18 protein-coding genes are annotated in these 25,198 nt (G+C 34.9%); 14 read left to right on the top strand and 4 right to left on the bottom strand.

All coding sequences use genetic code 11. The features are described from left to right. The first annotated feature begins 10 nt into the window (after positions 1 to 10). The 10 genes from COP04_RS17555 (at position 11) to COP04_RS17510 (ending at position 14,478) form a co-directional block, all read left to right on the top strand. Positions 11 to 2,623 (top strand): DEAD/DEAH box helicase family protein, encoded by a 2,613-nt coding sequence (locus tag COP04_RS17555; RefSeq protein ID WP_100489206.1) that lies wholly within the window; start codon positions 11 to 13, stop codon positions 2,621 to 2,623. A 29-nt stretch (positions 2,624 to 2,652) separates the two neighbouring features. Further along, positions 2,653 to 6,084, top strand: a complete 3,432-nt coding sequence (locus COP04_RS17550) for an AAA domain-containing protein (protein WP_100489205.1) — start codon at positions 2,653 to 2,655, stop codon at positions 6,082 to 6,084. 58 nt (positions 6,085 to 6,142) lie between these two features. After that, a complete protein-coding gene (locus COP04_RS17545; RefSeq protein WP_100489204.1) occupies positions 6,143 to 6,904 on the top strand; it encodes an ABC-three component system protein in 762 nt (253 codons plus the stop codon). Next, a complete protein-coding gene (locus COP04_RS17540) occupies positions 6,901 to 7,137 on the top strand; it encodes an ABC-three component system middle component 7 (protein ID WP_100489203.1) in 237 nt (78 codons plus the stop codon). Before COP04_RS17545 ends, COP04_RS17540 begins: the two co-directional genes overlap by 4 nt. Beyond that, positions 7,121 to 8,737 (top strand): DUF2326 domain-containing protein, encoded by a 1,617-nt coding sequence (locus tag COP04_RS17535; protein ID WP_100489202.1) that lies wholly within the window; start codon positions 7,121 to 7,123, stop codon positions 8,735 to 8,737. Before COP04_RS17540 ends, COP04_RS17535 begins: the two co-directional genes overlap by 17 nt. Before the next feature lie 517 nt (positions 8,738 to 9,254). After that, positions 9,255 to 10,139: a hypothetical protein gene (locus tag COP04_RS17530; protein ID WP_100489201.1), complete on the top strand. Its 885-nt coding sequence runs from the start codon at positions 9,255 to 9,257 to the stop codon at positions 10,137 to 10,139. A gap of 632 nt (positions 10,140 to 10,771) precedes the next feature. After that, complete coding sequence (locus tag COP04_RS17525; protein WP_338062858.1) at positions 10,772 to 10,924, top strand: SHOCT domain-containing protein; 153 nt, start codon at positions 10,772 to 10,774, stop codon at positions 10,922 to 10,924. Between the two features lie 61 nt (positions 10,925 to 10,985). After that, positions 10,986 to 12,752 (top strand): recombinase family protein, encoded by a 1,767-nt coding sequence (locus COP04_RS17520; protein ID WP_100489200.1) that lies wholly within the window; start codon positions 10,986 to 10,988, stop codon positions 12,750 to 12,752. 179 nt (positions 12,753 to 12,931) lie between these two features. Further along, positions 12,932 to 13,726 carry a hypothetical protein gene (locus tag COP04_RS20075; protein ID WP_193437432.1) on the top strand — a complete coding sequence of 265 codons (795 nt, stop codon included), beginning with the start codon at positions 12,932 to 12,934 and terminating at the stop codon, positions 13,724 to 13,726. Positions 13,727 to 14,316: 590 nt separating this feature from the next. Further along, a complete protein-coding gene (locus COP04_RS17510; protein WP_157800367.1) occupies positions 14,317 to 14,478 on the top strand; it encodes a hypothetical protein in 162 nt (53 codons plus the stop codon). 30 nt (positions 14,479 to 14,508) lie between these two features. Here the strand turns inward: COP04_RS17510 and COP04_RS17505 are convergent, their stop codons facing one another. Further along, entirely contained in the window at positions 14,509 to 15,072 is a 564-nt protein-coding gene (locus COP04_RS17505; RefSeq protein ID WP_100489198.1) for an RWP-RK domain-containing protein, read from the bottom strand. 486 nt (positions 15,073 to 15,558) lie between these two features. Here COP04_RS17505 and COP04_RS17500 point away from each other — a divergent pair, with 486 nt between their 5' ends. The 4 genes from COP04_RS17500 to COP04_RS17480 all read left to right on the top strand — a co-directional run bounded on the left by COP04_RS17500 (position 15,559) and on the right by COP04_RS17480 (position 21,007). Then, positions 15,559 to 16,296: a DUF4145 domain-containing protein gene (locus COP04_RS17500; protein WP_100489197.1), complete on the top strand. Its 738-nt coding sequence runs from the start codon at positions 15,559 to 15,561 to the stop codon at positions 16,294 to 16,296. Positions 16,297 to 16,313: 17 nt separating this feature from the next. After that, a complete protein-coding gene (locus COP04_RS17495; RefSeq protein ID WP_100489196.1) occupies positions 16,314 to 17,258 on the top strand; it encodes a hypothetical protein in 945 nt (314 codons plus the stop codon). Positions 17,259 to 17,787: 529 nt separating this feature from the next. After that, positions 17,788 to 19,764 (top strand): hypothetical protein, encoded by a 1,977-nt coding sequence (locus tag COP04_RS17490; RefSeq protein ID WP_100489195.1) that lies wholly within the window; start codon positions 17,788 to 17,790, stop codon positions 19,762 to 19,764. A gap of 628 nt (positions 19,765 to 20,392) precedes the next feature. Then, the gene (locus tag COP04_RS17480; RefSeq protein ID WP_100489193.1) at positions 20,393 to 21,007 is read left to right on the top strand and encodes a class I SAM-dependent methyltransferase; all 615 of its coding nucleotides are present in this window, start codon (positions 20,393 to 20,395) and stop codon (positions 21,005 to 21,007) included. A gap of 544 nt (positions 21,008 to 21,551) precedes the next feature. On the opposite strand, the gene istB is transcribed toward COP04_RS17480, so the two are convergent. From istB to COP04_RS17465, 3 genes are all read right to left on the bottom strand, one after another. Then, positions 21,552 to 22,307: an IS21-like element helper ATPase IstB gene (gene istB, locus COP04_RS17475; protein WP_100486865.1), complete on the bottom strand. Its 756-nt coding sequence runs from the start codon at positions 22,305 to 22,307 to the stop codon at positions 21,552 to 21,554. A gap of 4 nt (positions 22,308 to 22,311) precedes the next feature. After that, on the bottom strand, positions 22,312 to 23,820 hold the full coding sequence (gene istA / locus COP04_RS17470) for an IS21 family transposase (protein ID WP_100486864.1): 1,509 nt from the start codon (positions 23,818 to 23,820) through the stop codon (positions 22,312 to 22,314). A gap of 630 nt (positions 23,821 to 24,450) precedes the next feature. Then, positions 24,451 to 25,113, bottom strand: a complete 663-nt coding sequence (locus COP04_RS17465; RefSeq protein WP_204988053.1) for a GNAT family N-acetyltransferase — start codon at positions 25,111 to 25,113, stop codon at positions 24,451 to 24,453. Between the last annotated feature and the right edge of the window lie 85 nt (positions 25,114 to 25,198).

The raw sequence follows: 25,198 nt of genomic DNA, 5'->3' as shown, positions 1-25,198 counted from the left end.
AAGGTCAGGGATGATGATGGGCCTGTTTGATATTGAAGACAGTATTAATGAGTTTAACTATAGCTCACCTCAAGAAATGTATAGAGATAACAAAAAGAAAAAAATTAAGGGCCCTCTAGATTATCAAACAGATATGATAAATGCTTATATGGATAAAGGCTATGATAAAAAAGATGTTGCTATAGAGTTGCCGACTGGTAGTGGAAAGACTTTAATAGGACTTTTAATAGGTGAATATCGAAGAAGAAAAGAAAATGAAAAAGTTGTATTTGTTTGTTTGAACAATCAACTAGTTAAGCAAACTGAAGAAAAAGCTAAATATTATGGCTTAACTGCATGTGCTTTTACTGGATCTAAAAATGATTATGATTATGAAAACAACGTTGATTACAATACAGCGAAAACAATAGCGATTACTAATTATAGTTCAATCTTTAATACAAACTCCTTTTTTAGAGATGCTGACGTATTGATCTTTGATGATGCACATAGCTCAGAAAATTATATTTCTAAAAATTGGAGTATTGAAGTTGACAAGGAAAACAATGAACAGCTGTTTATTACATTGGCAAAATTATTCCGTAAAGGAATTAATGAAGATTCATTATTAAAGTTAGTTGAGAATAACGGAGATCAAAATTGGTATGATATCTATCCGAATATTAGAGTGTTAGATATCATTAATGAGTTAACAACGATCTTTGACACCTATTGTAATAAAGATAATAAACTATATTATCCATGGCAAAATTTAAGAGGGCACTTAAAGGCGTGTAATATTTTTTTAGCAAATAAAAAAATACTAATTCGTCCATTTATTCCTCCGACTTATACAAACCCTGCCTTTTTTAACGCAAAACAAAGAATATATATGTCGGCAACACTAGGAGAAAGCGGCGAGTTAGAGAGAATAACTGGAATTTCTGATGTTTTTCGCTTACCAATGGTAAGTGATTTCAAAAACCGTGCTTTAGGGAGAAGATTATTTATCTTCCCTAATCAGACAATCTCCAAGGAAAATCGAGTTGCCTTTTTTCATAAATTAAAAAAAATACAACCACGTATTTTGTTCCTTGTAAAGGATGATCATCGTGAGAAAGAAATCATTGATATGTTTAATGGAATTTGTGAAACATATTCTGGAAAAGAATTAGAGAATAAAATGAATGAGTTCATAACGGACGAAAATGCAGTTGCAGTTCTTGCTAATCGTTACGATGGCGTGGATTTAGATGAGAATAAATGTAGACTTATGGTGATAACGGATTTCCCTAATGCTAGCGATATACAAGAAAAGTTTATAATTTCAAGACTCGCTTCAAATGTTCTTTTTGAGGAGAGAATCCGAACAAGGATTATACAAGCTATAGGGAGATGCACGAGATCTGAAACTGACTTTGAAGCAGTATTAGTATTAGATAATAAGCTTGAAAATGAGTTAATATCTCCAAAAAAAATTAAACGATTTTTACCAGAAATCCAAGCTGAACTTCTTGTTTCAATTGATTTAATGAAAAATTATAAAGATGAAGTAAATATTTATAAAATGTTAAAGCTTTTTTTAGAAAAGGACAAAGATGATTCTGAATGGCAGGGTGCCGAAAAAGTTATTATTCACAAAAGAGATTCAATAATCTCATCGTCAAATAGTGGTACCGAAACTGAACTAAATACAATTCTTCAAAATTCAGCTAAATATGAGGTGAAATATCAATTTTATCTGTGGAAAGAAGATTATGAAGGAGCGTTGATCCAAGTTGACAACATAATAGCAGCATTAAGCAAAAATCCTTTGAGAGGTCTGCGTGGTTTTTGGTATTACATTAAGGGCTATTTAAATTATCAAATATATGCTGAGCTTGGAAAAAGTCAACTTTATTTAAATAATGCAATTGAATCGATGCAAAAGGCTTCCGATTTAACAAATTCGATTACATGGTTTAAGAAGTTACTGACTAATGAAAACAATAATAGTGATTCGGACGATATTTATAATAGTAGAATGCAAGAAATGATTATTAGAATTGAAAGTTACATCATGGATAATAATCTTAATGTTGATAATAGATTTGAAATTAAGGCTAAGGAAGTTATTAGTCAACTATCAAGTAATGATGGAACCTTATTTGAACGAGGACATCAGGAATTAGGTAACTTTTTAGGATATATATCTAAGAATAGTAAAGTTTCTACGGCACCAGATCCATGGTGGATAATTGACAGGCATTTATGTATCGTTTCGGAGGATAAAATTTATACAAACAAAGAAAAGGAAATTCCGCCAAGACACATTACAGAAGCAAATAGTCATCTTAATTGGATAAAAAAGAATGAAAGTGAATTGGATAAAGGTGCTGAAGTAATACAAATATTTATTACTACTGCGAAAAAAATAGATTCAGCTGCTAAAGATTATACGGATAATCTCTATTATGTAAAGAGAGAGGATTTTCTGACATTTGCTACAGATGCCATTTCAATTCTTCGAGATTTGATTTCCTCTTTCCCGGGGGAAGGAGATATGTTATGGAGGGATGAGGCAATCCGTATATTTGAGAATAATCATTTGACATATAAAGATTATTTGAAAATATGTCGCAATCAAAAAATAGATACTTTATAAATAGTAATAGTTTCAGGGAAGTGAGTTAGATGGAAAAGGTAAAAGAAATGCTCAATTATTGGCGAAACAGTTTAGCTGATGCTGATCTTTTGTCATTAGATATAAATTTGTCTGAGTTTCCAGACACCGATCTATCATTTATTCGAAGCGGAAAAATTGATGATGAAGTAATCGTAACACGTCTTTTTAAATCAAATATGAAAAATGGAGAACGTAGTCTGAATAATGGAATTCACGTTCTACTGTGTCCTTTAGTTCTGAAATCAAAATATGATCACGGAAAATCAAAAGGGAATTTATATGAAACAGTTATTCCAATTTGGGTTCCAGCCAAATTAAATAAAGCTGGAGAACTTTTTGTAGATCAAGAAATTCTGCCATGGATTTCAAGAAACTATTTGGAGCCTTGTTTTGGAGACACACCAATTATTGGAAATGTTAGCGACTTGGACCAATTCTTGACAGTAAATTCAGCACAAATTGATTCTTGGAAAGATTTGTGGAGCTTTGTGGAAAAAATGTTTTCTTCTGTTACAAGTCAAAAGATTGACGACTTTGCATTAGAAGATTATCAAAGAATGAAAACAGCTAAAATATTGACTAGAAGTGAGGACGACGGTGTTGCATCTAGTATGTCAAGCGCAATTATTCAATTGTATGATGAGCTTCTCAAAAGAGAGCAAATTCCTCAATTACTAACCCGATATCTTGATCAAGAAGATAAAGTAACAGTACCCTTACTTAATCAGTGGGATTCGTTTGATATTGCTAAGTACCACCGCGGTCAGATGTCCAATCATTTTCCTGTCTCTCCCTCTCAACGGGAAGCTATTCATCATTTTAGTACCCTTGATAAAGGAGATATTTTGGCGATAAATGGTCCACCTGGAACCGGAAAAACGACATTATTACAAAGTATTGTCGCTTCTTTGTGGGTTGAAGCCGCTTATAAGGAAACTGATCCTCCGATTATTGTAGCAACTTCCACTAACAATCAGGCGGTAACAAATATTATTGAGAGCTTTGGAAAAGTAGAGGAAGTACCTAATCCTTTGCAAGGAAGATGGCTACCGGATATACATAGCTACGGTCTCTATTTACCTTCAGCAACAGCATATAATAAAAGCAAAAGTTCTAATTGGCAGATGGTCTCGATTAATACAAGCAGTAAAGAAAACAAGAATGATGAGACTGACTTTCCACATAGTATTGAGACAGATACCTATGTCAGAAGAGCAGAAGAGTACTATATAAAACAATGTGAAACCTATGCTCGAAAAGAATTTCATAACTTGGCTTCAGCGGTAAGCTTTATCCATCAAGAGATCAAAACGAACATCGATCTGATGCAGAGATTTGTAGAAACAGTCCATCAATTTGCTCTATTAAATGCTAAAATTTATGATAAGTATCCTGATGGAATTGATATGGCAAGGGAACAGCAGAAAAAGAAAATCGAGCGAATAGAAAATGAATTGCAGAAATTCAAAGATCTTGAGATTGAATGGAATACTTTTAACGTATCAGAACCTTGGTGGTATTCTGCTTTTTCTATTATCCCGTTTGTTCGGAGAAAAAGAACTTTAAGAAACAAAGGATTTTTTTTGCTTCATCAACTCCCCATCGATAAAGATCAAGATTTTGAAAGCTATATTCAATCCCTTCTGAAGGAAGGAAAGCGCTCCCTGAACGATGAATCAGGAAAATTGGAAGAGATACAACATCTATATAAAAAGATAATAGAAATGAAGAGTCGTCAACACGACTACATGGTACTTCTCAATTTAGAAACTAGCAATTCTGACTTTCTTGAAGAATTGGATACAAAAACCAGGTATAAAGCGTTTAAATTGGCAACGCATTACTGGGAGGGGCAATGGTTATTAGAAATACGTGAACAAATTTCTACTTCTTACAATGAAAGCAAGGCAGAAAGAAAACAAAAAAAAAGATGGCATAGATATGCAAAATTGACACCCTGTTTTGTTTCAACTTTCCATTCACTACCGAGATTCTTTCAAGCATGGCAAGGTAAAAATATCCCGCTCTATGAGTATATTGACCTGTTGATTGTAGATGAAGCTGGTCAAGTGAGGCCAGAGATTGCAGGAGCTTCGTTTGCGCTTGCAAAAAAAGCATTAGCAGTGGGGGATATCTTTCAAATTAAACCGATTTGGGATATTCCTAAAACCGTCGACGTTGCCAATATCATTAGCTCAGGAGCGGCTTCCTTAGAGGAGATGGACAATTTTTTTGATAAAGGATTGGCAGCTTCAAGTGGTTCGGTCATGGTTATTGCTCAACGTGCGAGTAGATACCAGAAATTTGAAGATATTCGTGGCTTATACCTGACAGAACATCGTCGATGTGTTCCTGAGATCATACAATATTGTAATGAGCTGGCCTATCAGGGAAGATTGGAACCTAGAAGAAAAAGTAACACGAATTATCCGCTCCCACCGCTGGGTTATGCACATATTCCGGGAACAATGCAAAGTTCCGGAGGAAGCCATAATAATCCAATAGAGGCAGATGTAATTGTTCATTGGATTTTGGATAATAAATTGTTTTTACAAAAGCTCTACCCGAATAAAAGCCTAGATGAAATTATTGCTGTAATTACACCGTTTACCAAACAGAGAAAAGATATACAGAACAAATTAAAGAGAAAGGGTTATGAGAAAGTTGTTGTCGGAACTGTCCATGCATTACAAGGAGCCGAACGACCCATTATTATTTTTTCTCCGGTATATGATATTCATACGACCTCAGGTTATTTTTTTGATCATGGTGTCAATATGCTCAACGTTGCAGTATCGAGAGCCAAGGATAGTTTTCTTGTCTTTGGGGATATGGGAATTTTTAATTCAGAGTCACCTGCTCCATCAGGTAAACTGGCTCGTTATTTATTCGCGAATGAAAAAAATGAGATTAAAAACGTAAAAATACCTAATAAATTCATCGAAGATTCAAGAGATATCATATATCTCCGCGATGTTCCTTCTCATAATGCTGCATTACTTCGATGTGTGCAAACAGCCAAGAAGGAACTTACTATTGTGTCTCCTTTTCTTTCTTCAATCGTGATTAAAGATGAACCTTTAGAAAAATCTTTAAAAGATGCTATAGATAATGGAAAATCCATTACGGTTTACACAGATCCTCAACTGAATCAAAAAGATGGGTCACCAAGATTGTTCTTTTCGGAAGCACTACAATTGTTGGGGAAATTAGGAATTAACGTGATTTTTGCAAAACGAATTCATAATAAGTCTTTATGGCGAGATCATTCTATGTTAATTGAAGGTTCATTTAATTGGTTTTCTGCTCGTCGTAAGGAGACTGACCCGTGGTGTCGCTATGAAACCTCAATTGTTTATCGGGGTGATCAAGTCGAGTATATGATATTAAAAGTTGAAGAGGATCTTAAAAAAAGACTAATTCCTAAAATAAAAAGTTAAACAGTATTCAATCTATTGGTAAGTAATTTAAGAAATTGGGATTGGATGGTGTTAAGTAGTGCAAGATAATAGAAGATTATTTTCAGAAAATGAAAAATTAGTATTATTTCAAGAGGTTGATGGTAGATGTCCAATTTGTGGGGGGAATTTGACCCATAAAAAAGGAAGTAATATACATAAAACTTTTGAAATAGCACATATTTATCCCGCTAATCCTCGCCCTGAAGAAAGAGAATTATTAAAAAATGAAAAAAAATTAAGTGAGGATGTTAATGATTTAAATAACGTAATAGCAGTATGTAAACAATGTCATAGAATATTCGATACTCCACGCACAATAGATGAATATCAGAAATGGTACCAATTAAAAAAAAGATTAATTGAAAAAAAAGAAGCTGAAAAAGAGTTTAGCTTGTTCAACATAGAGCACCAAATTTCACATATATTAAAAATGCTAAATGAATCTAATATTGACAAGCTATTAGTACCACTTAGCTACACATCATTAAAAGTTGATGACAAAGTTAATGAATCAATGCCCTATCTAATAAAAAGAACAATTACAAATGATGTGGTTGACTATTTTTCTTTCGTTAGAAATAATTTTATTGAAATTGACAAACTAGATCCATCTACGTTTGAACTTATTGCTACACAAGTTAAGGGATTTTATATTAAATGTAAGCAAATAAATACTGATCAAAATTATATTTATAATACTTTAATTGACTGGTTAGATGAAAAAACAAATCACTATTCAAAACGAGCGTGTGAAATTGTGATTGCATTTTTTATACAAGACTGTGAGGTATTTTCATGATCTTGCCAAATAAATTAATTCCATTTCAAAGTAGTATAATCGCAAAAATGACATATGTGCTAGAATCTTTAAACTTAGAAAGAAAAATAAATATAGAGCAACTTTTTAATGATCTTAGTAGTAAGTTTGAAGATATTAATCAATTTATTTTAACATTAGATGTTCTTTTTGCGATAAAAAAAATTGAACTTGATCCGGATGAGAAGGTAATAAAATATGTTGAGAAAAATTGAATGTAGTAAATTCACTCAGAAAGAAATTTTATTTCATTCAGGATTAAACACCATTGTCGGAGATGAACTCGCCTCTAATTCCATTGGAAAATCAAATATGTTAATGATTATCGATTTTGTGTTTGGTGGAAGGGATTATATAAGTAAAAACAAAGATGTAGTAGTTAATTTAGGACATCATTCTTTTAAATTTGAATTTGATTTTACAGGCGAAAAACTATATTTTATACGTTCTACAGAAGATCCGGATCATGTTTCACTCTGTAATGAGAAATATTTGAACGTCAAAGTACTGTCAATTAACCAATTCACATCGCTTTTACAAAAAAAATATAATGCAGAAATTGAAGACCTCACATTTAGAGATATGGTTGGTAGATACTTTCGTGTTTATGGAAAAGAAAATCTTAACGAAAAAAAACCTATTCAATACTTTGAGAAAGAAACTGCACGATCATCAATTATTGCATTGTTGAAATTATTTAATAAATATACCAGTATTAAAGAATTAGAAATGCGGATTAAAAATCTTAAAGAAGAAAAGAAAATTCTAGAAGATGCAGCAAAGAAAAATTTGATTCCAAAATTAACAAAGAAATTGTTCAAAATAAACGACAAAAAAATTGATGGCTTAAATGATGAACTTAATAAATTAAAAAAAAGTATTCTTACTGCATCCATTGAAATTGAAGCTCTAGTTTCTAAAGAAGTGCTATCATTACAATCAAAAAAGAGTGATCTAACAGTTAAAAAAAATCTTCTTGAAAATAGGCTAAAACGTACATTAGTTAATATCGCACATAGTAGTATTAATCTTGAGCCAGAGTTATCAAACCTCAAAAAATTCTTTCCTGATACAAATGTTGATGAGATTAAAAAGATTGATTCCTTTCATTCATCTTTAACAAAAATTCTAGAAGAGGAACTTAAAAAAACAAAAAAAGAACTTAATACTCAAATAAAACAGATATCAGATCAAATTAGTAGTATTGATACAGAGATTAATTCTAAGTTGAGCATAAACAATGCGCCAAAATTTGCGATTGATAGAGTAATTCAATTAGCTTCGGAGATTAAACAGCTAAAAAATGCAAATGGATATTATACTAAGAAAATAGATATCTCGAATTCTATAAAGTCAGACTCTGATGAGTTGAAAAGCCATAAACAAGAACTTCAGGATGAAATGTGTAATAAAATCAATGATCAGATGAGTAAATTAAATAACCAAATCTACAAAGACAAAAGACGTGCCCCAACTTTACAAATTAAAGGTGATAAATATCTATTTAATACAGATGGAGATACAGGTACGGGCACCGCATTTGCTAACTTAATTACTTTTGATTTGACAATACTGGAATTAACTTGCTTACCTGCAATAGCCCACGACTTACCTTTACTGAAAAATATTGAGAATCCAGCGTTTGAAAATATAGTTAAATTGTACAATGAAAGTGAAAAACAAATATTTATTGCAATTGATAAAATTAATTCTTATAATCCTGAGACTGCACAAACAATCACAAAAAATAGAGTATTACAACTTTCTAAAGATAAACTATTGTTTATTAAAAACTGGAAGTATAGTGGTGAATAAATAAATTTGATATTGTTCTCATTGCCCTCTAAATAGGAGTTTTGATTTGTTTTTTTCCATTTTAAAATTCGGGAAGATTACTTAGACTTGTATCATCTTTTCAAAGTATCAAACTGCCCTCACTGATCAGGTCAGTTCGATCCGAGACGAGTATCTTCTACAAGGAATCAGAACATTTCTGACATGCGTCAGAACCTGGTCGGTCGATCGTATCGCATGACGGACGAAGAATAGTTGAGTTCATTGTAGTTGACCAGATGGGTACCATATTTGGACAAATAACAGCTAGATGGCATCAGGCTATGGGCTTTGACAGGCTTGAGTGGATGGATGTTGAGGATAATCTTATAATGCAGCTACATCGAAATTATAGCGGACACATATTCTCTTATAGCAATCCTTCGATAGAGTGTCTTCCCGATGAGCCGTAACGATGCAAATGCGTGGTTTTATCCGGTTTATGGCTGATTTTTGTTGGTCTAATAGTCAAAAATTGATAGTTGAGAGGATCGTTTGAATGATTAAAAAGCTAGGGTATTTCAGGAACAAGGAATTGATACTATTGAGGAAAGTGAGTAAACATGATCAAGATATCTTTGATTGCCTAAAGAATCAAACGAATATTTTTGATGGAATTCAATTATTGTTTTTAATGTCGATCAATAATTCTACTGACATCTATAATTATTATCAATACTTAAATAAGCAAAAATTAAACACTTATGAAAAATTAAAGGATGTTTCTCTCAATTTTAATAGATTACTGATTAATTACCTTTCGAGTGCAAAAATGTTTATTGATCATACCGAAGCACTTCTAAAAAACGTTTATGGAGAAGATGGGGAAAATTTTTTAATTTGGAAAGAAGCAACTCATAAGGAGTATGAAGAACGGTTTGAATATAGGTTTTTATATCAATTTAGAAACTTTACTCAACACATAGGAAAGCAAACTCTTCATATAAATTTTAAGCAATCTGTGGGTCAGCCTGACGAATTAAGAATCGATTTTCAAAAAAACATACTTTTGAATGCAAATTTTGATTGGAAACCAGTGGTTTTAGAAGATCTTAAAAGAAAACCGGAAAGATTACCTGTTATGCCAGTATTAAAGACTTTTACTGGTTGTATGTTTAGGCTATATCAAGCTGCTTTAGTTTCGATACATGAAGATTTTTTTTCAAAATGTACTCCTTACTTTGAACTTTTGAATAAAGCTAAAATTATGGGGTTACCTATTGTTACTAATTTAAATAACGATGATGAATTGGAGAAAAACAAGGATAAGCTGAACCTAAATATTACGAATTTACCATATGACGATTTGGTTAAAAGATTAAAAGAATTTGAAAAGTATAAAGTTGCTAAAATAAATATTAATTTTCTCAATCCCTCAAAATGAGGGATTTTTCATATTTGAGAGGTGGTGATTTTACGTAGATGGGGGGGTATTTAGCACTTACTTTTTAGTTCAACCCGACTTTCGTATTTAATCTTGCAACAAATATCCTCTTCTCGGTGAGAGTCATTGTGAGCAAGGGGCAATGAGTTCTCTTTAGAAGAAGGACGCGTACATTTCAGTAAGCTATCCTTCATCCATCTTAAGGAGAATGTTGAGCAGACAACTTACCATATTTATTTTTTGACGGTGAATTGTCTTCTTACTAAAACTTTACTCAGCATGCTTCGATAGGCTGACAAGGCCTATTCCCGTTCTTTGAAAAAGAAAACGCGCCTTGTATGGCACGTAGTATAGAGCAATCGGACACATTCGATATGCAGCGAGCCAGCGGATTGGAACGCCATGATCTCCAAATATAATAATTTGAGATGAGCGACTCTTCCAGTGAACCGCAAGTGACCTTTGGCAAGATCACTGCCAAGACCTGCTGATCGGTATAATGATACACCCGCCTTGAACGTCTGCACGACATTGGGCGGTACCCCACGAGAATGGGATAAGGTGAAACTCCTGTGGCGCTTGCCAAAGCCGTCCGATTTGCTTAGATTTTTTAGAAACAAGGAGGTTTTTGAGTGGAGAAAAATGAAAAGTTGATTCGATACAGTATGCAGCTGGCTATGTTAAATCAACTGCTTTCGAGTGAATTGATTTCTCAAAAAGAATACCAACTTGTGAAAAACCGGTTAATGAAGGACTATAGAATATTTTCAGATATAACCGTTTGAATTGTGAATCCCTGGATAATATTATTAAAATATAATGGGGACACAAAAAGAGGTGAGTTATATGCAGGAAGTCGAAGTGATAAAAGCAACAAGTGGTTTGTCAAAGCGTTTACGTGGCAAATCCATCGAGCGTTTGCGTGTGGCTGCGTATTGTCGGGTCAGTACGAACGATGAAGACCAGCTGAATAGTTACAAGTCACAAGTGAGTTATTACACGGATTTGATTAACCAGAAGAAAGAATGGGTTCTAGTTGATATCTATGCAGATGAAGCTATTACGGGGACGCAAGTAACGAAACGTGAAAATTTTCAGCGTATGATTAATGACTGTATGAATGGTGACATTGATATGGTCATTACCAAATCCATTTCAAGATTTGCCAGGAATACATTGGATACGCTGAAATATGTTCGGATGTTGAAGGGAAAGAACATCGCTGTCTATTTTGAGGATGAAAAGATCAATACGCTGACCATGGATGGGGAACTTCTGCTTGTTGTACTCAGTTCGGTAGCTCAGCAGGAAGTGGAGAACATTTCCGCAAACGTCAAAAAAGGCTTAAAAATGAAAATGAAGCGTGGGGAATTGGTCGGCTTTCAAGGTTGCCTCGGCTATGACTATCATCCGGAAGATAAGACGATTACCATCAATGAAGAAGAAGCAGAGATTGTCAGATATATTTTCAACCGATATGTTGAGGGTGCCGGTGGCTCCGTGATCGGGCATGAATTGGAGAACCTTGGTTACAAGACGAAACATGGAAGTGCAACATGGGTACCGACGACAGTGCTCGGGATTATTAAGAACGAGAAGTATAAAGGAGATTTATTACTCGGTAAGACATTTACGGTTGATCCGATTTCAAAACGACGACTCGAAAATATGGGCGAAGAGGATCAATTTTACATTCGTCATCATCACGAGCCGATTGTTTGTGAAGAAGTTTTTGAAAACGCCCAAAGGATTCTTAATAAGAGAAACAGCGCGCGGACGACAGGAGTTGGTAAGCGAGAAAAATTCAGCCGGAAATATGCGTTCAGCTGTCTGCTGGAATGCGGCTTCTGTGGCAGCAATTTATCAAGACGTCACTGGCATAGTGGTTCCAAGTACAACAAGGTGATCTGGCAGTGCGTCGCAGCAACCAAAAAAGGCAAGAAGTTTTGTCCGGATAGCAAGGGTATATCCGAAAAAGCGATTGAGGATGCTTTTGTTGAAAGTTATCGTTTGCTTTGCAGCGATGACAAAGAACTATTGAATGAATTTCTTCAAAGAATAGACGAAACGTTAAGCAGTAGCACGGTGAATAAACAGCTTGCTGCGTTAGAGAAAGAGATCGCTACTGCCGAGAGTAAGAAAAACAAGCTGGTGGACATGCTTCTGGAAGCAACCATCGGGAAAGAAATGTACGAGCCAAAGTATGCTGCATTGATTGAAAAGCAGGAACAGCTTTCAAGCGAGCAACAGAAACTTCAGGAAACAGCCGGCCATGAGAAGGACATTAAGCAACGTTTGAAGGAATTCAAGAAGACCCTAGAACAGAATAAGGCGCTGAATCAATTTGATCGATTTACTTTTGAGAGCATCGTAGAGAAAGTTATTGTCGGCGGTTATGATGAAGACGGCAATAAAGATCCGGCACAACTCACCTTTGTCTATAAAATGGGCCTGAAAAATCATTTGAATGGCAAGAAATTTAAGCCACTGAGAAAAAATGCTAAAGCAAGACATGCCACTGATAAATTGTCCCCCCATAACCATAACGAGACCAATAAATTGTCCTCTTATAACAGCCCTGTCACATGTGGGGTGCATGGTGTTGATGTCTAGGATATCTGAGTGAGATGTGAAAAACTCTTGAAAGATGGGGTTTGGGTAATTTGGAGAACTACACTAATCGTATAAAACACCTGTGTTAGTGGGGTTACGAAAACTTATCAAGCAACATCATATGGACACTTCGCAACATTGTTTAGACTATTGGCCATAAGAGGAAAGTTGGTGACTAAGTGAAGAGCAAATATGAAGAATTTTATTTTGAAAACGACAAAAATTATCCTGCAAGTGTTTATTGGGATCTATATGATGAAAACCATCAAGAAGCCATTGAAAAATATGAAGGACATATGTTTTGCCCTCTTTGCAACTTAGCACCCCTTACAGTTGCTAAGGGAAATGAACGCAGGTATTTCAAAGTGATTGAGTCTGATATGGACAAGCATGATGATGCTTGTTCTTACAGGCTTGAAAAAGCCAGTAAACGAGAAACGAAAACATTTTATAAAGATTTGAATGATACAGACATGAAAAATCGATTAGTATGTTGTATGAACAAAATGCTTAAAAGCACTAATAAGTTAGGAGATGTGGAGTCTTCAGGAGCAAACTCTAAAGGAAGGCACAAAAAAGATTTTTTCAATATTACAACAGAAGGAAATAAGAAAAAATATCTACCACATAAAAGTTTGTATTCGGGAACGTTTGATGACGAGATAGATAACACTAAAATATATTATGGTAAATGTGCATTGTATCTCTATAAATATATTCCAAGTGGAGAGATGGGAGTAAAAGTATATTACTTAAAAATTCTAAATTTGGATAGCAGAAAACTAATTTGTGACCTCTCTATATCCACAAATGTTTATAATTATTTAAATGACGTGCTTGATGTAATTCCGACTGAGAAAGAAGATGCACAAATCTTTTATTTATGCTTTGCAGGGGAAATGAAAAAAAGTAAATATTCATACAACTGTAAACTAAGAGATTCAAGGCTTATTGTTATTGAAGAAGAAATGTAGAAAGTGTAGGAGCGTTCGTCCTTGTTTCACCGGTATCGGATTTGGTTTTGTGGTTCATAATATTTACCTTTATGAACCACTGGAATGTGAACGTGTCCCTTATCCTTTTTTGACTGGACGAAAAGGATAAGGCTCCTTATTCTGTACCGACCAAGGTGAATGCATCAGGAATAAAAGCCTTCTCACATGGATAGTATAGAAGATTTATTAGAAATTTGGAAGAACCAAACGAATCTTTTGGCGTTTGAGGAATCGGCCATCTTATATGTATCAATTCATTAGGCGGAGTGTTGAAAGGGATTTTTCTTTACTTGATCAGACGATTACCCATGAGAAACAGGCGTAGGGCTGGAAAGTAGACAGCCATAAGGATCAACGGGTGTTTCAATTTCTATTTGGACCCGTGACGTTGTATATCACACGTGTTTGGTGAACTTTGAGAGTCACGCGTGTTATCTGTTTGACGACCTTCTGGAATTGAGAAAACACAATGCGGTACTCGCCCCATGGTGAATGAAACCGCGACTTTAGCGAGCCATATGACCTGTCGGGAGGTTGTGAAACCCTTAGCGAATTGGACTCAAGTTCAAATGAGTCACACCACGGTCATGCGTTGTGTTCACGCCGTCGGCGAAGCTCAAGAAAAGAAGGGTCATGAGCGTGCGATCCAAGTTGCCCATGGAGACTTTGATGGAGAGCGGCAGCCGGATTTTTTGTTTACGGAGGCAGATGGAACCTTTGCCGTGGATTAAAAAAACGGCAACACATTGAAGGCAAGCATTTCATGGGTGAAGAATGAGAAGCGACGGCTTCTGAAAGCGCCTTATGCGGTCATGAACAGTAAGGGACTGGATCCTTTTTTTCGATAATTTGCTTAATGCCTCCGCTTTTAATTTCTTGTTCTTATCATCTTGGATTTGCTTCTTTATGTATTCATGATAGGTATCAGGATTAACAAAAACACCCACCTTCTGTAATTTTTGAGTGAGAAGGGATCTTGAAGAATCAGACAAAATTTCTAACGGATTTAGATTTTGAAGGGCATCATAACTATAATCGTCTAATCCAGAAATAAATTTCAAATGATAGTTGGTTACATAAACTTTTGAATGGTTAGCAACAGGTGGCAGTGGTGTAACTTTAACGTCTTTTCCATAATTCTTTTTTGCCCAGTAACCTGCACATGGAAGAGGAATTCCATACAGCCCACATCTTTTTCTTAGAGTAGTATCTGAGATGCCATACTTTTTTGCTACCTTTTTTATTGGTTTATTCCATATACCCTCATATATTTCGATTCTTTGATCATTGGTGATTTGGGGAATGGATTGGTTCCAGTAGGTCATGACGTTCACTCCTTTTTCAAGGTATTTACTAATTGAGTAGTTGTTGAAATGGATTGAGTGAATAGTACCTATAATTTGTCATATTTACTATGATCTATGCTTTTTTTGTTGTAAAATAACATTAATGATTATAAAGTACTGATTATTTAGTTTAAGAAACAGGTGCTAGACCTACCGACTTAGGTATTATTTACTTTTAGCCATATTTTTTTATTTTTATACTTTTTTAAAAGGTGAAAAGTAATGGACGGCTATTAGAAAAGTGGTCATGCGGTTTATGACATTAAATATTACGCGATCTGGGTGATTAAGTATCGTTACCAAGTGTTTTGGGGCTTAATGGGCAGACGTGTAAGGATGCGAAGAAAAGGCGTGGTGATTTTTCAATAAAAGTATTGGTAGAGTGCATATCCTTCTTCTGATTTCCTGTCACCGATCCTTACATTATTTATTGAAAATAGAATAATTAAATTAAGAGGAAATTATATGCAAATATTTGATTTTATAGAGTTAGCTGATCTGAAAAACAAAAAAGAAGTAGAACGTGCTAAGCTGTTGTGCTTTTATCATTATAAAGAAACCGGTGAATCGAAGTTCACTATGGTAATAATTACAGAATTAATGAAAAAATGCGGATTTAATATTCCCAACTCTTCTCGACTTAAGGAAAAACTTACAAAGAGCAAAGACAAAGTATTGTTTCCTGTCAAGAATACAAAAAACGTCCTCGAATTTATACCCGCTATTCTTCAAAAACTTGAAAAAGAAATTGGGGTGTCATGGAACGATACAGAAACGATAGAATCATCAAGTGAAATTATAGATGAAGACAAATTTTGTGGTAAGCGCAAATATATAGATCGTTTAATAATGCAAATCAATCATTCATATGCATATAACTGTTATGATGCTTGTGCTGTATTAATGCGACGATTATTTGAAGTTATGCTTGTACTTTCATATCAGAAATTACATATTGATGATGAAATCAGAGATCCTTCTGGTTCGGGATATCTCATGCTTGACAAAATTATAAGAAATGCAAAAAGTAACAAAATACTAAAGCTGTCACGAATTAAAAACGAGTTTGATACGTTTAGAAAAGTTGGTAATTTTTCAGCACATAATATTACATATTCTGCTGGCAGAAAGGACATTGATGATATTAAGCTTAGTTATCGCGTAATGTTAGAAGAACTTTATAATAAATCTGGACTTATGTAATAAGGAGGAGCATAACAATGGAAAACCATGTGAAGTTTAAAATTGGAGAAATTGAGTTTGAAGCGGATGGATCTGCCGAAGTCGTCGAACGTGAGAGAAATGTTTTTTTAAATGCACTTCTTCCGGCTGCTGTTGATGCAATAGCACGTACACGTGGGGTGATAAGAGAAAAATCATATTTTGAAGATGAAAGTCATCGAAAGCTTTTACCAATTGATATAGATGAGTCAACAGTTCGTAGTACTGCTTTAGATGAAGATTTATCAAGGGTAAGTTTATCTTCATTTATTAAAAAATATGGTGTACTGAATGACCAAGACTTCACACTAATTGCAATATATTTTGATGAGGGGAAAAATAGCACTCGCATGTTCTCATCTGAAGATGTAAAACGATATTATTCAGATGCAAGAAGGAGCGAGTATTCAAATTACAGCGTACTGTTAGGAACGTTGATTAAAAAGGGATTGATAATGGATGCTCCTAATGCGGAGAACAAAGCTCCGAAACAGTATGAGTTAACTGCCGATGGGATTGCATATGTTGAATCTTATGATCCAAACAAAAATAAGAAAAGTGCAAACTCTACAAAAAACAGATCCAAGAAAAAGTCAAATGTAACTTCGCTTCGACTCATAAAAGATTTAAACTTAATCTCTAAAGAAGGTTTTACATTACAACAATTTCTTGATCAAAAGAAACCTAAAAATAATATGCAAAAAACAACGATATTTGTTTATTTTATTGAAAATTATTTAAATGAAAAGGAAATTACGATAGATCATATTTATACTTGTTACAAGTCTATTGCTTCTTACAAAATACCAGAAAATTTGCAACAAAATTTAACTGATGCAACTGGATCAAGATATGGCTATTTAATTAGGAAGGATGGAAAATATACAGTATCAACAATAGGAATTAATTTAGTTGAACACACTCTCCCAGTAATGGATAAATGATAATATGTAACATTATCATATTCGAAATATATGTATCTTTAATCTTCTTGATTTGAGACAAAGGATCGGCTGTACGCCTTCAAAACTCTTTCAGTTAAGAATTCCTTAAACAACACAAATGTTTGTCAACCATATTAAGCCTCTGAGAAAAAATGCAAAAGCAGGACATACATCTGATAAATTATAGCCTTATAACCAAAACGAGGCCAATAAATTGCCCTCTTATAGCAGTCCTGTCCCACGTTAAGAAGGTAGTATTAATGACAAGAGTAAAGAAGTAGGGTGCTCAAAGGTGCTTATAATAAGAGCTTGAGTAATGAGAAATAAATCCGATCAGCAAAATTATTAGATTCCGTCAGCCAAGAGAACTATTATTATCCAAAGATAATCATGAAGCTATCACTACGCAAGAAGTCTTTGATGCAGTACAGGTAGAAAAGACTATGAGGAGTAATGTGGTTTCAGATGGTGAAGTCACGAAGAGAAAGAATAAGAAGTATAGTTCGAAGAAGGGGTAAGCTACTAAATTATGGTCGAAAAAATAAAATATTTTGCGTGGTTTATTGCATACAAGCTTGTTTCCAGGTTAGTACAATTAGTTACATTTATTATTGATATTATGATCCATCCGCTAATAAATATTTCTATTTGGATGGCAACTGCTGTGTATTTCTGTATAAATAAAGTGGATATATATAAGTTAAGTGGAAAGGAAATGTTTCTTTTTTCGGCAGGGTTGGTTACAATATTGACTTTTATAGTAACGTTTTTACAAAGTGTTACTGTGGATTCAAGCAAAAAAGAAAATTTCTATTTGGGATATAATTTAAAAAGAAACCTATATGATAATTTTTGGATTAAAAGATTTAATGAAATGCATATTAAATTATTTCTTTGGTCACTAATTATTATTCCAGTCTTGAAAATTGCTTCAAATTATCATTATGAATACGGTATGCTAAATAGCGTCATTGATAATTTGAAAGTAATAGGTAGTAGTTTATACTCTATTTGGTTATCCATTATGATAATGATTTGCATTTATTGTGCTGCCATATTGATTGAGTCCATCTATCAGGCAAAAAATATATTTCGGATGAGTAATATCTATCAATCAGAGAATTGGATTGCAAAAATTAGGATAGAAATGGAAATAAAAAAATACTTTACTCGTGAATTTGATAAAGTATTAAAAGTAAGCTTTGGTTATCTTTTTAATTCTTATAATGGAGAGGCAGCAAGCTCTAGCGAATTAACAGATTTTATTTTTAACAGAGCATACGAGGTTAAAAATACTGAAGCAGAATTTAAAAAGTATTTAGAGTTGGTATTTGTAAAAGAGATAACTGTTATGGAGAATAATTTTGAAAAAATTGATAAATTCGTGAATTCAAATAGTACAAACAAAAAATACTGGAATTATATTAAATCATTTGTACTTAGTAGATATTTAGAAAAAATTAGATGGTACTACACAGGTAAGTGGAATAGTATAGAACAATCTAATTTTTTTGAATATTCTCCATCAGCTATAGTTCAAATTGCAAATTGGGATCTAATAAGACTGTATAATTTGGAAAAGAAGTTTGTGAATCAAAGTAAAGATTTAAATAAAATATATAAAAATACCTTTTGGGGGGCTTATGCCACATCTAAAATTCATACCATCTATAATAACAAAGAAGTTAAAAATCTATGCATTTCAAAGATAGTAGATAATTTAAAGGGAATATTTAATAACACCAAAAATTACGAACATTTAGAGTATAGAACTGATATATATACAATTCTGGATACATTAAACAACATTGATGGTTTGATTAAGAATCAGAATTACGTATCGGAAGTATTTGAAGCTTTATTTGACTGTGTATTAGAAACTGAGGGTCAAAACAGTGCTTGTTTGGAAGAAATCAATAAGGAATTATATTCAAAGCATTGCAATCAGTTTATTTTGAACGAAGCAGAAAAATATAGCTACAGTATATTAATGAGTGGACATGGTTTTTCTGCTCCTCAACTTAAATTATTATTAAACTCTATAAAATATAAAAATATTATTGTTGTATTAATATTCCATTTAGCATATGTAGAACGTTCTCAGTCTAAAAATATGACAAGTGATGAATTTAAGATTTGGAAGGATAGAATTTATCAAGTACCATTCGGTGAAAATTTAAGTGAGCTTAATAAAAATAAGTTCATTGATGAGTTGAGTGATGAGATAGCTCAATCTAACGTTTCGCATTTTATTTTTAGCGAATTCTTAGAATGGTTATGGAAATCTCTTTTTGTTGATTTTGATTCTAGTAAGTACCAAGAGTTTAAAGAGCTAGGGATAAAAGGAATAAGAAGAGATTTTGGATTGTGCAGTTATATGATTTTACGAAGCATATTACTTTCCGATAAATATAAAGTTTATAATAGTTTTCGATTTTCTGAAATCGATAGAGAGGATATACAAAAGGAATTGTCACAAATAAAAGATGTCCTAGATTTTTATTAAAAAAAATCAACTCAAAAACACCACCATGTGTGCAGTGGTGTAATAAAAGATACATTTAAAGGTGAATTCCACTAACTCATATTGACTATCTAGCTACACACTGCATTCTACGCACATCGAGTGTTGTGTGCTCCTGGAAAACGTTCAGTGAAAGATGAGGAATAGTTATATCCTTTTGATTCAGAAGGCGTTCAATCTTTAATTGCTTCGTGAATGTCCTTTCTGAAATTAGAGGAAAGAGGTCATCAGATGGAAGATGCAAGGGGAAGCGACTAAGGAATATTGAAGGATTCCGCTTCAAAGGGGAAAGAAGGTGAAGACGATGATCTTCCCATGGTTACAGGCGAAACACTTGAATTATATTTTAACTATTTGAAAAGGTATCTTGTTTTCAGCGAAAAGTTATATAATATGTTCGTTGAAAAGCCAAATAAGCAGGTCGGTAGATTAATTAAAGGTATATCATAGATAGATCAAAAAAACTAAAATATATAAATATATGCATGCTAAATAGCTTTTTTGTGCCTTAGATCACATTCGCATAAATAAATTATATTACGGTTGATCTCTCAGTTTATAAGTTAATAGTAATCTGAAGAAATATTTAAATTAACAAACGGAGGGTTCCATGAAAGTTATATATAGACAAACACAGTTATATAAATTTTTAAATTATTGCAATGAGATTAATTTAGAGAAGAACATATTAGATTGTGGAGCAGGAGGAAACTGCCCACCACTTGCCCTTTTTTTAGAATACGGATATAAGACATATGGAATTGAAATAAGCCATTCACAAATTGAAATGGCTAAAACTTTTTCTAAAGAGCATAATGTTGAACTTAATATTTCAAAAGGAGATATTAGAGAACTTCCTTTTGAAGATAAATCAATCAGTTATATTTATTCATATAATACTATTTTTCATATGAAAAAAGAGGATATTGCAAAGGCTATAGATGAAATAAAAAGAGTCTTAAGACCAGGAGGAATTTGTTTTATAAATTTTCTTTCGATAAATGATTGTCGTTATGGACACGGTGATAAATTGGGAGAAGGAGAATTTTTGCAGAGTGAAGGAGACGAGAAAGTTATCCATACTTATTATGATAGTGAAGAGGCTGAAACACACTTTATAGACATGAAAATACTATTTAAAGAAAATAGGATTTTAGAGAGAATATATGAAGGTAAAAAAATAAAACAAGGATATATAGACTATATAGTTCAAAAAAATAATTAAGATAAAAATAAACATAATGTTGGAATTATTTAGCAGAGAAACATTCAGCTTATTAAAAACTCATCATATAAAGATATTTGCTTGCACGAATCAAACAAGAATAAGTAAGGGACAAGTGTCAGTAAAAGATTTCTACAACGAATTTACGTTGTATGGATTTGATGACGCCTTTATCTGTCCGCATGTCCGGATGAGCACTGTTCGTGCCGTAAGCCAAAACCTGGACTGCTGCTTCAAGCAGCGCAAAAGTATAATCTTGACCTAACAGAAACAGAATTTATTGGAGATACTGGGCGAAATAATATGTTGGCCGGTTGGTCTGATGAAAATCTTAGTACTGACAGGAAAGGGAAGAAGATCTCTTCAAGAAAAAAGAAACAAAATGTTACACCTGTTTTTGTCAATATGATATTGAGCCAGAGTGATCACATTAAAAGTGAGCCACTTTATGAAACTGAAATACCATTAATGGGATAATATGGGTTTAAGGGGGCAATGGCCCGGGGAGGGCCATTGCCCCCTTAAACCTTCGCTAATTCCAGGCTTACCCTTTGTCTTCTTGCCGTTTCATACTCTGCCTGAATCGGTAGGATTCCCCATTAAGCAGATGAATGTGACAGCGATGCGTGACCCGATCAAGGAGTGCGGCAGTCATCTTTTCATCGCCAAACAAGCTCGTCCATTCATTAAATTCCAGATTGGTTGTCAGAATCAGACTGGCCCGCTCGTATCGGCTTGAGAAGAATTGGAACAGAAGCTCAGCCCCGGTTTTGGAGAAGGGGACATAGCCGAGTTCATCTACAATGACCACATCCAACTTCAACCATTTTTTCTCTAGCGCATTTAATTTCTGCTCCTCATAGGCTGTAAGCAGCTCTTCGACTAATTCAGACGCCGTGATAAATTTGGTTTTAAAACCGTTTTGAATCATTTCAATACCCAGGCCAATCGCCAGATGGGTCTTTCCGGTACCGCTGTTGCCGAGAAAGATCACATTCTCTTTCTTTTGAACGAACTCACCTTTCGCCAGAGTAAGAAAATGATTTCGGTTTAAACTGGGCATCAGGCTGAAATCATAGGTGTCCAGCGTTTTATGCACGGGAAAGCGGGCCTGTTTCAATCGTCTCTGACGCTGATTCTCTTCCCGGCTCTGAGCTTCAGCTTCAAGCAAGGCCAATAGGTAGTCCTCGTAACGCAGATTATGTTCTTCCGCTTCTCGTGCCAGAGACCGGTACTGTTTGGCCAGAGTTGGCATTCTAAGCTGACGTGTCAGATGATCTAATAAAAGTTCCGTGGTCATTCGTTCACCCCCTTACCAGTTGTCGGTATTGACTAATATCGGTCACTTTCACCTTGTAGCCCTGCAGGGCTTCCGAAGTTTGGCCAGCCAGGCGAGTCACATTGCCGGTCACCTGTTGAATGATTTCATAAACCGCTTCGTACGTGAAGTTCTGCCTTCGTTCCGCTTCGGTCAGTGCCTCGGTCAATGTGGCCATACCCAAGTCCCGGTGAAGGAGTAGAAGTCGAATAAATTTGCGGTCTCCAGCTGCGCCTTCAGCCTCACGCATTTTGCGGTGAAATTGCCGGAAAACTTCAGGGATCTGCGGACTCTGAAAGGGGAGCGCATCTCGGATGGCACGCGGTTTTTTCAGAAGCGCCTCCAGATAGTGATCCAGACGGGTGAACAGCTGATTTCGTTCGTAAGAACGAGGATACTCCGCGATCACTTGATTCTGAGCCACAATGACCAGATGATCCACGAACTTCTTGACCCAGACGGCCTGTCCCACATAAACGCAAGGAACGGAATACTGATTCGTTTCCACATGAATTAAGGAGAGCTGATTGACCTGACAGGACACCAGTTGGCAGGCTTCAAACGGTGTTTCCGGTAGGGGATGGAGCGTCAGCTTTTCCCTGGCCCAAACCTGGGCCACCGTTTCATCGGTATGCGGAACACGGACGTGTTCCGCTTCTTTCTGGCACCACTCCAGAAGGTAGTCATTCAGCTCATCCAGGGACTGTACGTCTGGAAAAGGAACGAGTGTGTTACGCCGGACATAACCGACCGTTCCTTCAATCCGGCCTTTTTCATTTCCCCTTCGGGGATTGGCGAATGTGGCTTTGAATCCGTAATGCGCCTGGAGCGCGATAAACGCTTCCTGTTCCAGGCGATGCCGGCCCTCCAGAATTTTCTCTACGGCTGTTTTCAAATTGTCCAAGAGGCCTTCGACCGGCACACCTCCCAGAAATTCAAAAGCGTGTACAAAGCCATCCAAAAAAGCCTCCTGTTTCTGATGGGCATAGGCTCGGACAAAACGTAAACGGCTAGATGAGAGCTGGAGACAAAACAAAAAGATTCTCTGCGTCCGCCCGCTCAGGATGATATCCGCCTCACCCCAGTCGAACTGGAATTGAAGGCCCAATTGAAACTCAAGGGGGATGAACACCTCCTTCTGTTTTTGCCTTCTCCGAGCAACGAGTTTACGAATGTTAGAGGCAGATCCTTTGAAGTTGTATTCTTCGACCAATCGTTGATAAACTCTCGCCGCCGTATGTTTCTGTTTGACCCAGTGTTTTTGATCCTCAAGGAGCCACTGATCGATGACGGGCAGAATGCGTTGAGTTTCCTCTGAGTATTCTTTCTTCCCGTACGAACGTTGCCGAACCGCAAGGGTCGGAGGCTCCTTCTGTTTGAGATATTTACTCACCGTATTTCTTGAAATCCCTAAATTTCTCGCAATCTCACGTTGAGAAAGGCCTTCAACCTCCTTCATAATTTTGATACGATCATAGAGAGCCATATCGATCATCCTTTTTTCCCTCTCCCTTATGTAGAATTGCTGGTTACTTTTCTATCATAGGAAAGATGGGCTAAAAATTGGAAATCATGTGGCTCATTTCTATGCGATCATTTTGCCTATAAATGGCTCAATTCCAAGTTATCAAAAACAACACCGGACTATATTGCTCAAAATTTGCTTGATGCAGCTCTGTCGTAGCTTTTGAATAAAGTTTGATTAAAAATAACTAATGGATTCTGATTAACAGCAATATAGAAAGAATCCATTTTGAAAAAGGATTGATCAAAGTGGACTCTTCCTTAGCAATTTGGTATGTAGCTTCTTTAATAACGTTTGACCATTTTGGTTCACTTGTGTAAGCAATATGTCAAACGCCTTTAGAATTGTTTTAATATTCGCATCTTTATATTTCTTGTTTCATTGCTCTTTCTTCCCAATCATTTTTCCTACATGCTTATCAACACGACACCTGAAATAAATATTCTTTCAGATCGTCATGTTCATGTCCGACTGATACACAAAAAGGTTAGGCGGAGACATCGTCTTATCGCCTCTAAACGAAGCGCGATGTTCGATAAGGCTGTGCGCTTCACTTAAACTTGTTGCACTGGTCAGCAGCTTCCATTGTTTGTAGTTAATTTATTTTTGTCTTGACATAAATTCATCTTTCAAAATTGAATAATATAGTCTGTCTACATATTGTCCATCCATATGGAAGAAATCTCGCAATGCTCCCTCATAAACAAGTCCACATTTTTCAATAACTCTGCGAGAGGCAGTATTTATTGATTTATGACATATTTGCACTTTATGTAAATTCATTTTTTCAAAGCCATATTGGATAACAGCTTTTGTAGCCTCGGTGGCAAAACCTTTTCTTTGAAAGTTACTACCAATACAGTATTCAACTTCTGCAAAATGATTATGGTTATCTACTAAAAAATATGCAATCTGCCCTATGCATTTACCTGTTTCCTTTAATATAATAGCCCATCTGTAGTAGTCATCTTTTTCATAGGCACTTATATATTTATTAAGCAGTTCTTTAACCTCCTGCTTTGTTGTGTAAACGGGTTCAGAATACATTGACTGAATTGCAGGGTCACTAACCCAATACTTCAACATACTTTCATCATCTGTATATTCAAACCTTCTTAAAATTAACCTTTCTGTTTCGACCCTCAAAGTACCAATATGTGTCAACATAATTCTAATCCTTCCTTCATCAATTAATCTTTTGTGTATTGGGATGCCCCTGATGCTTGAAAAAAAAAGCGTAGCAAAGCCAGTTTCTTTAATCATGTCATAAATCACATTTTTTCATAATTTGAAAATGCTTTGGCATATACATACAATCCCTCCTAAACATTTAATAAATTTGAAATTG

Source organism: Sporolactobacillus pectinivorans (assembly GCF_002802965.1).
In the GTDB taxonomy this organism is placed as follows: domain Bacteria; phylum Bacillota; class Bacilli; order Bacillales; family Sporolactobacillaceae; genus Sporolactobacillus; species Sporolactobacillus pectinivorans.
Note: the sequence above shows the minus strand (reverse complement) of the source record. Positions and strands in the feature narration are given on the sequence as shown.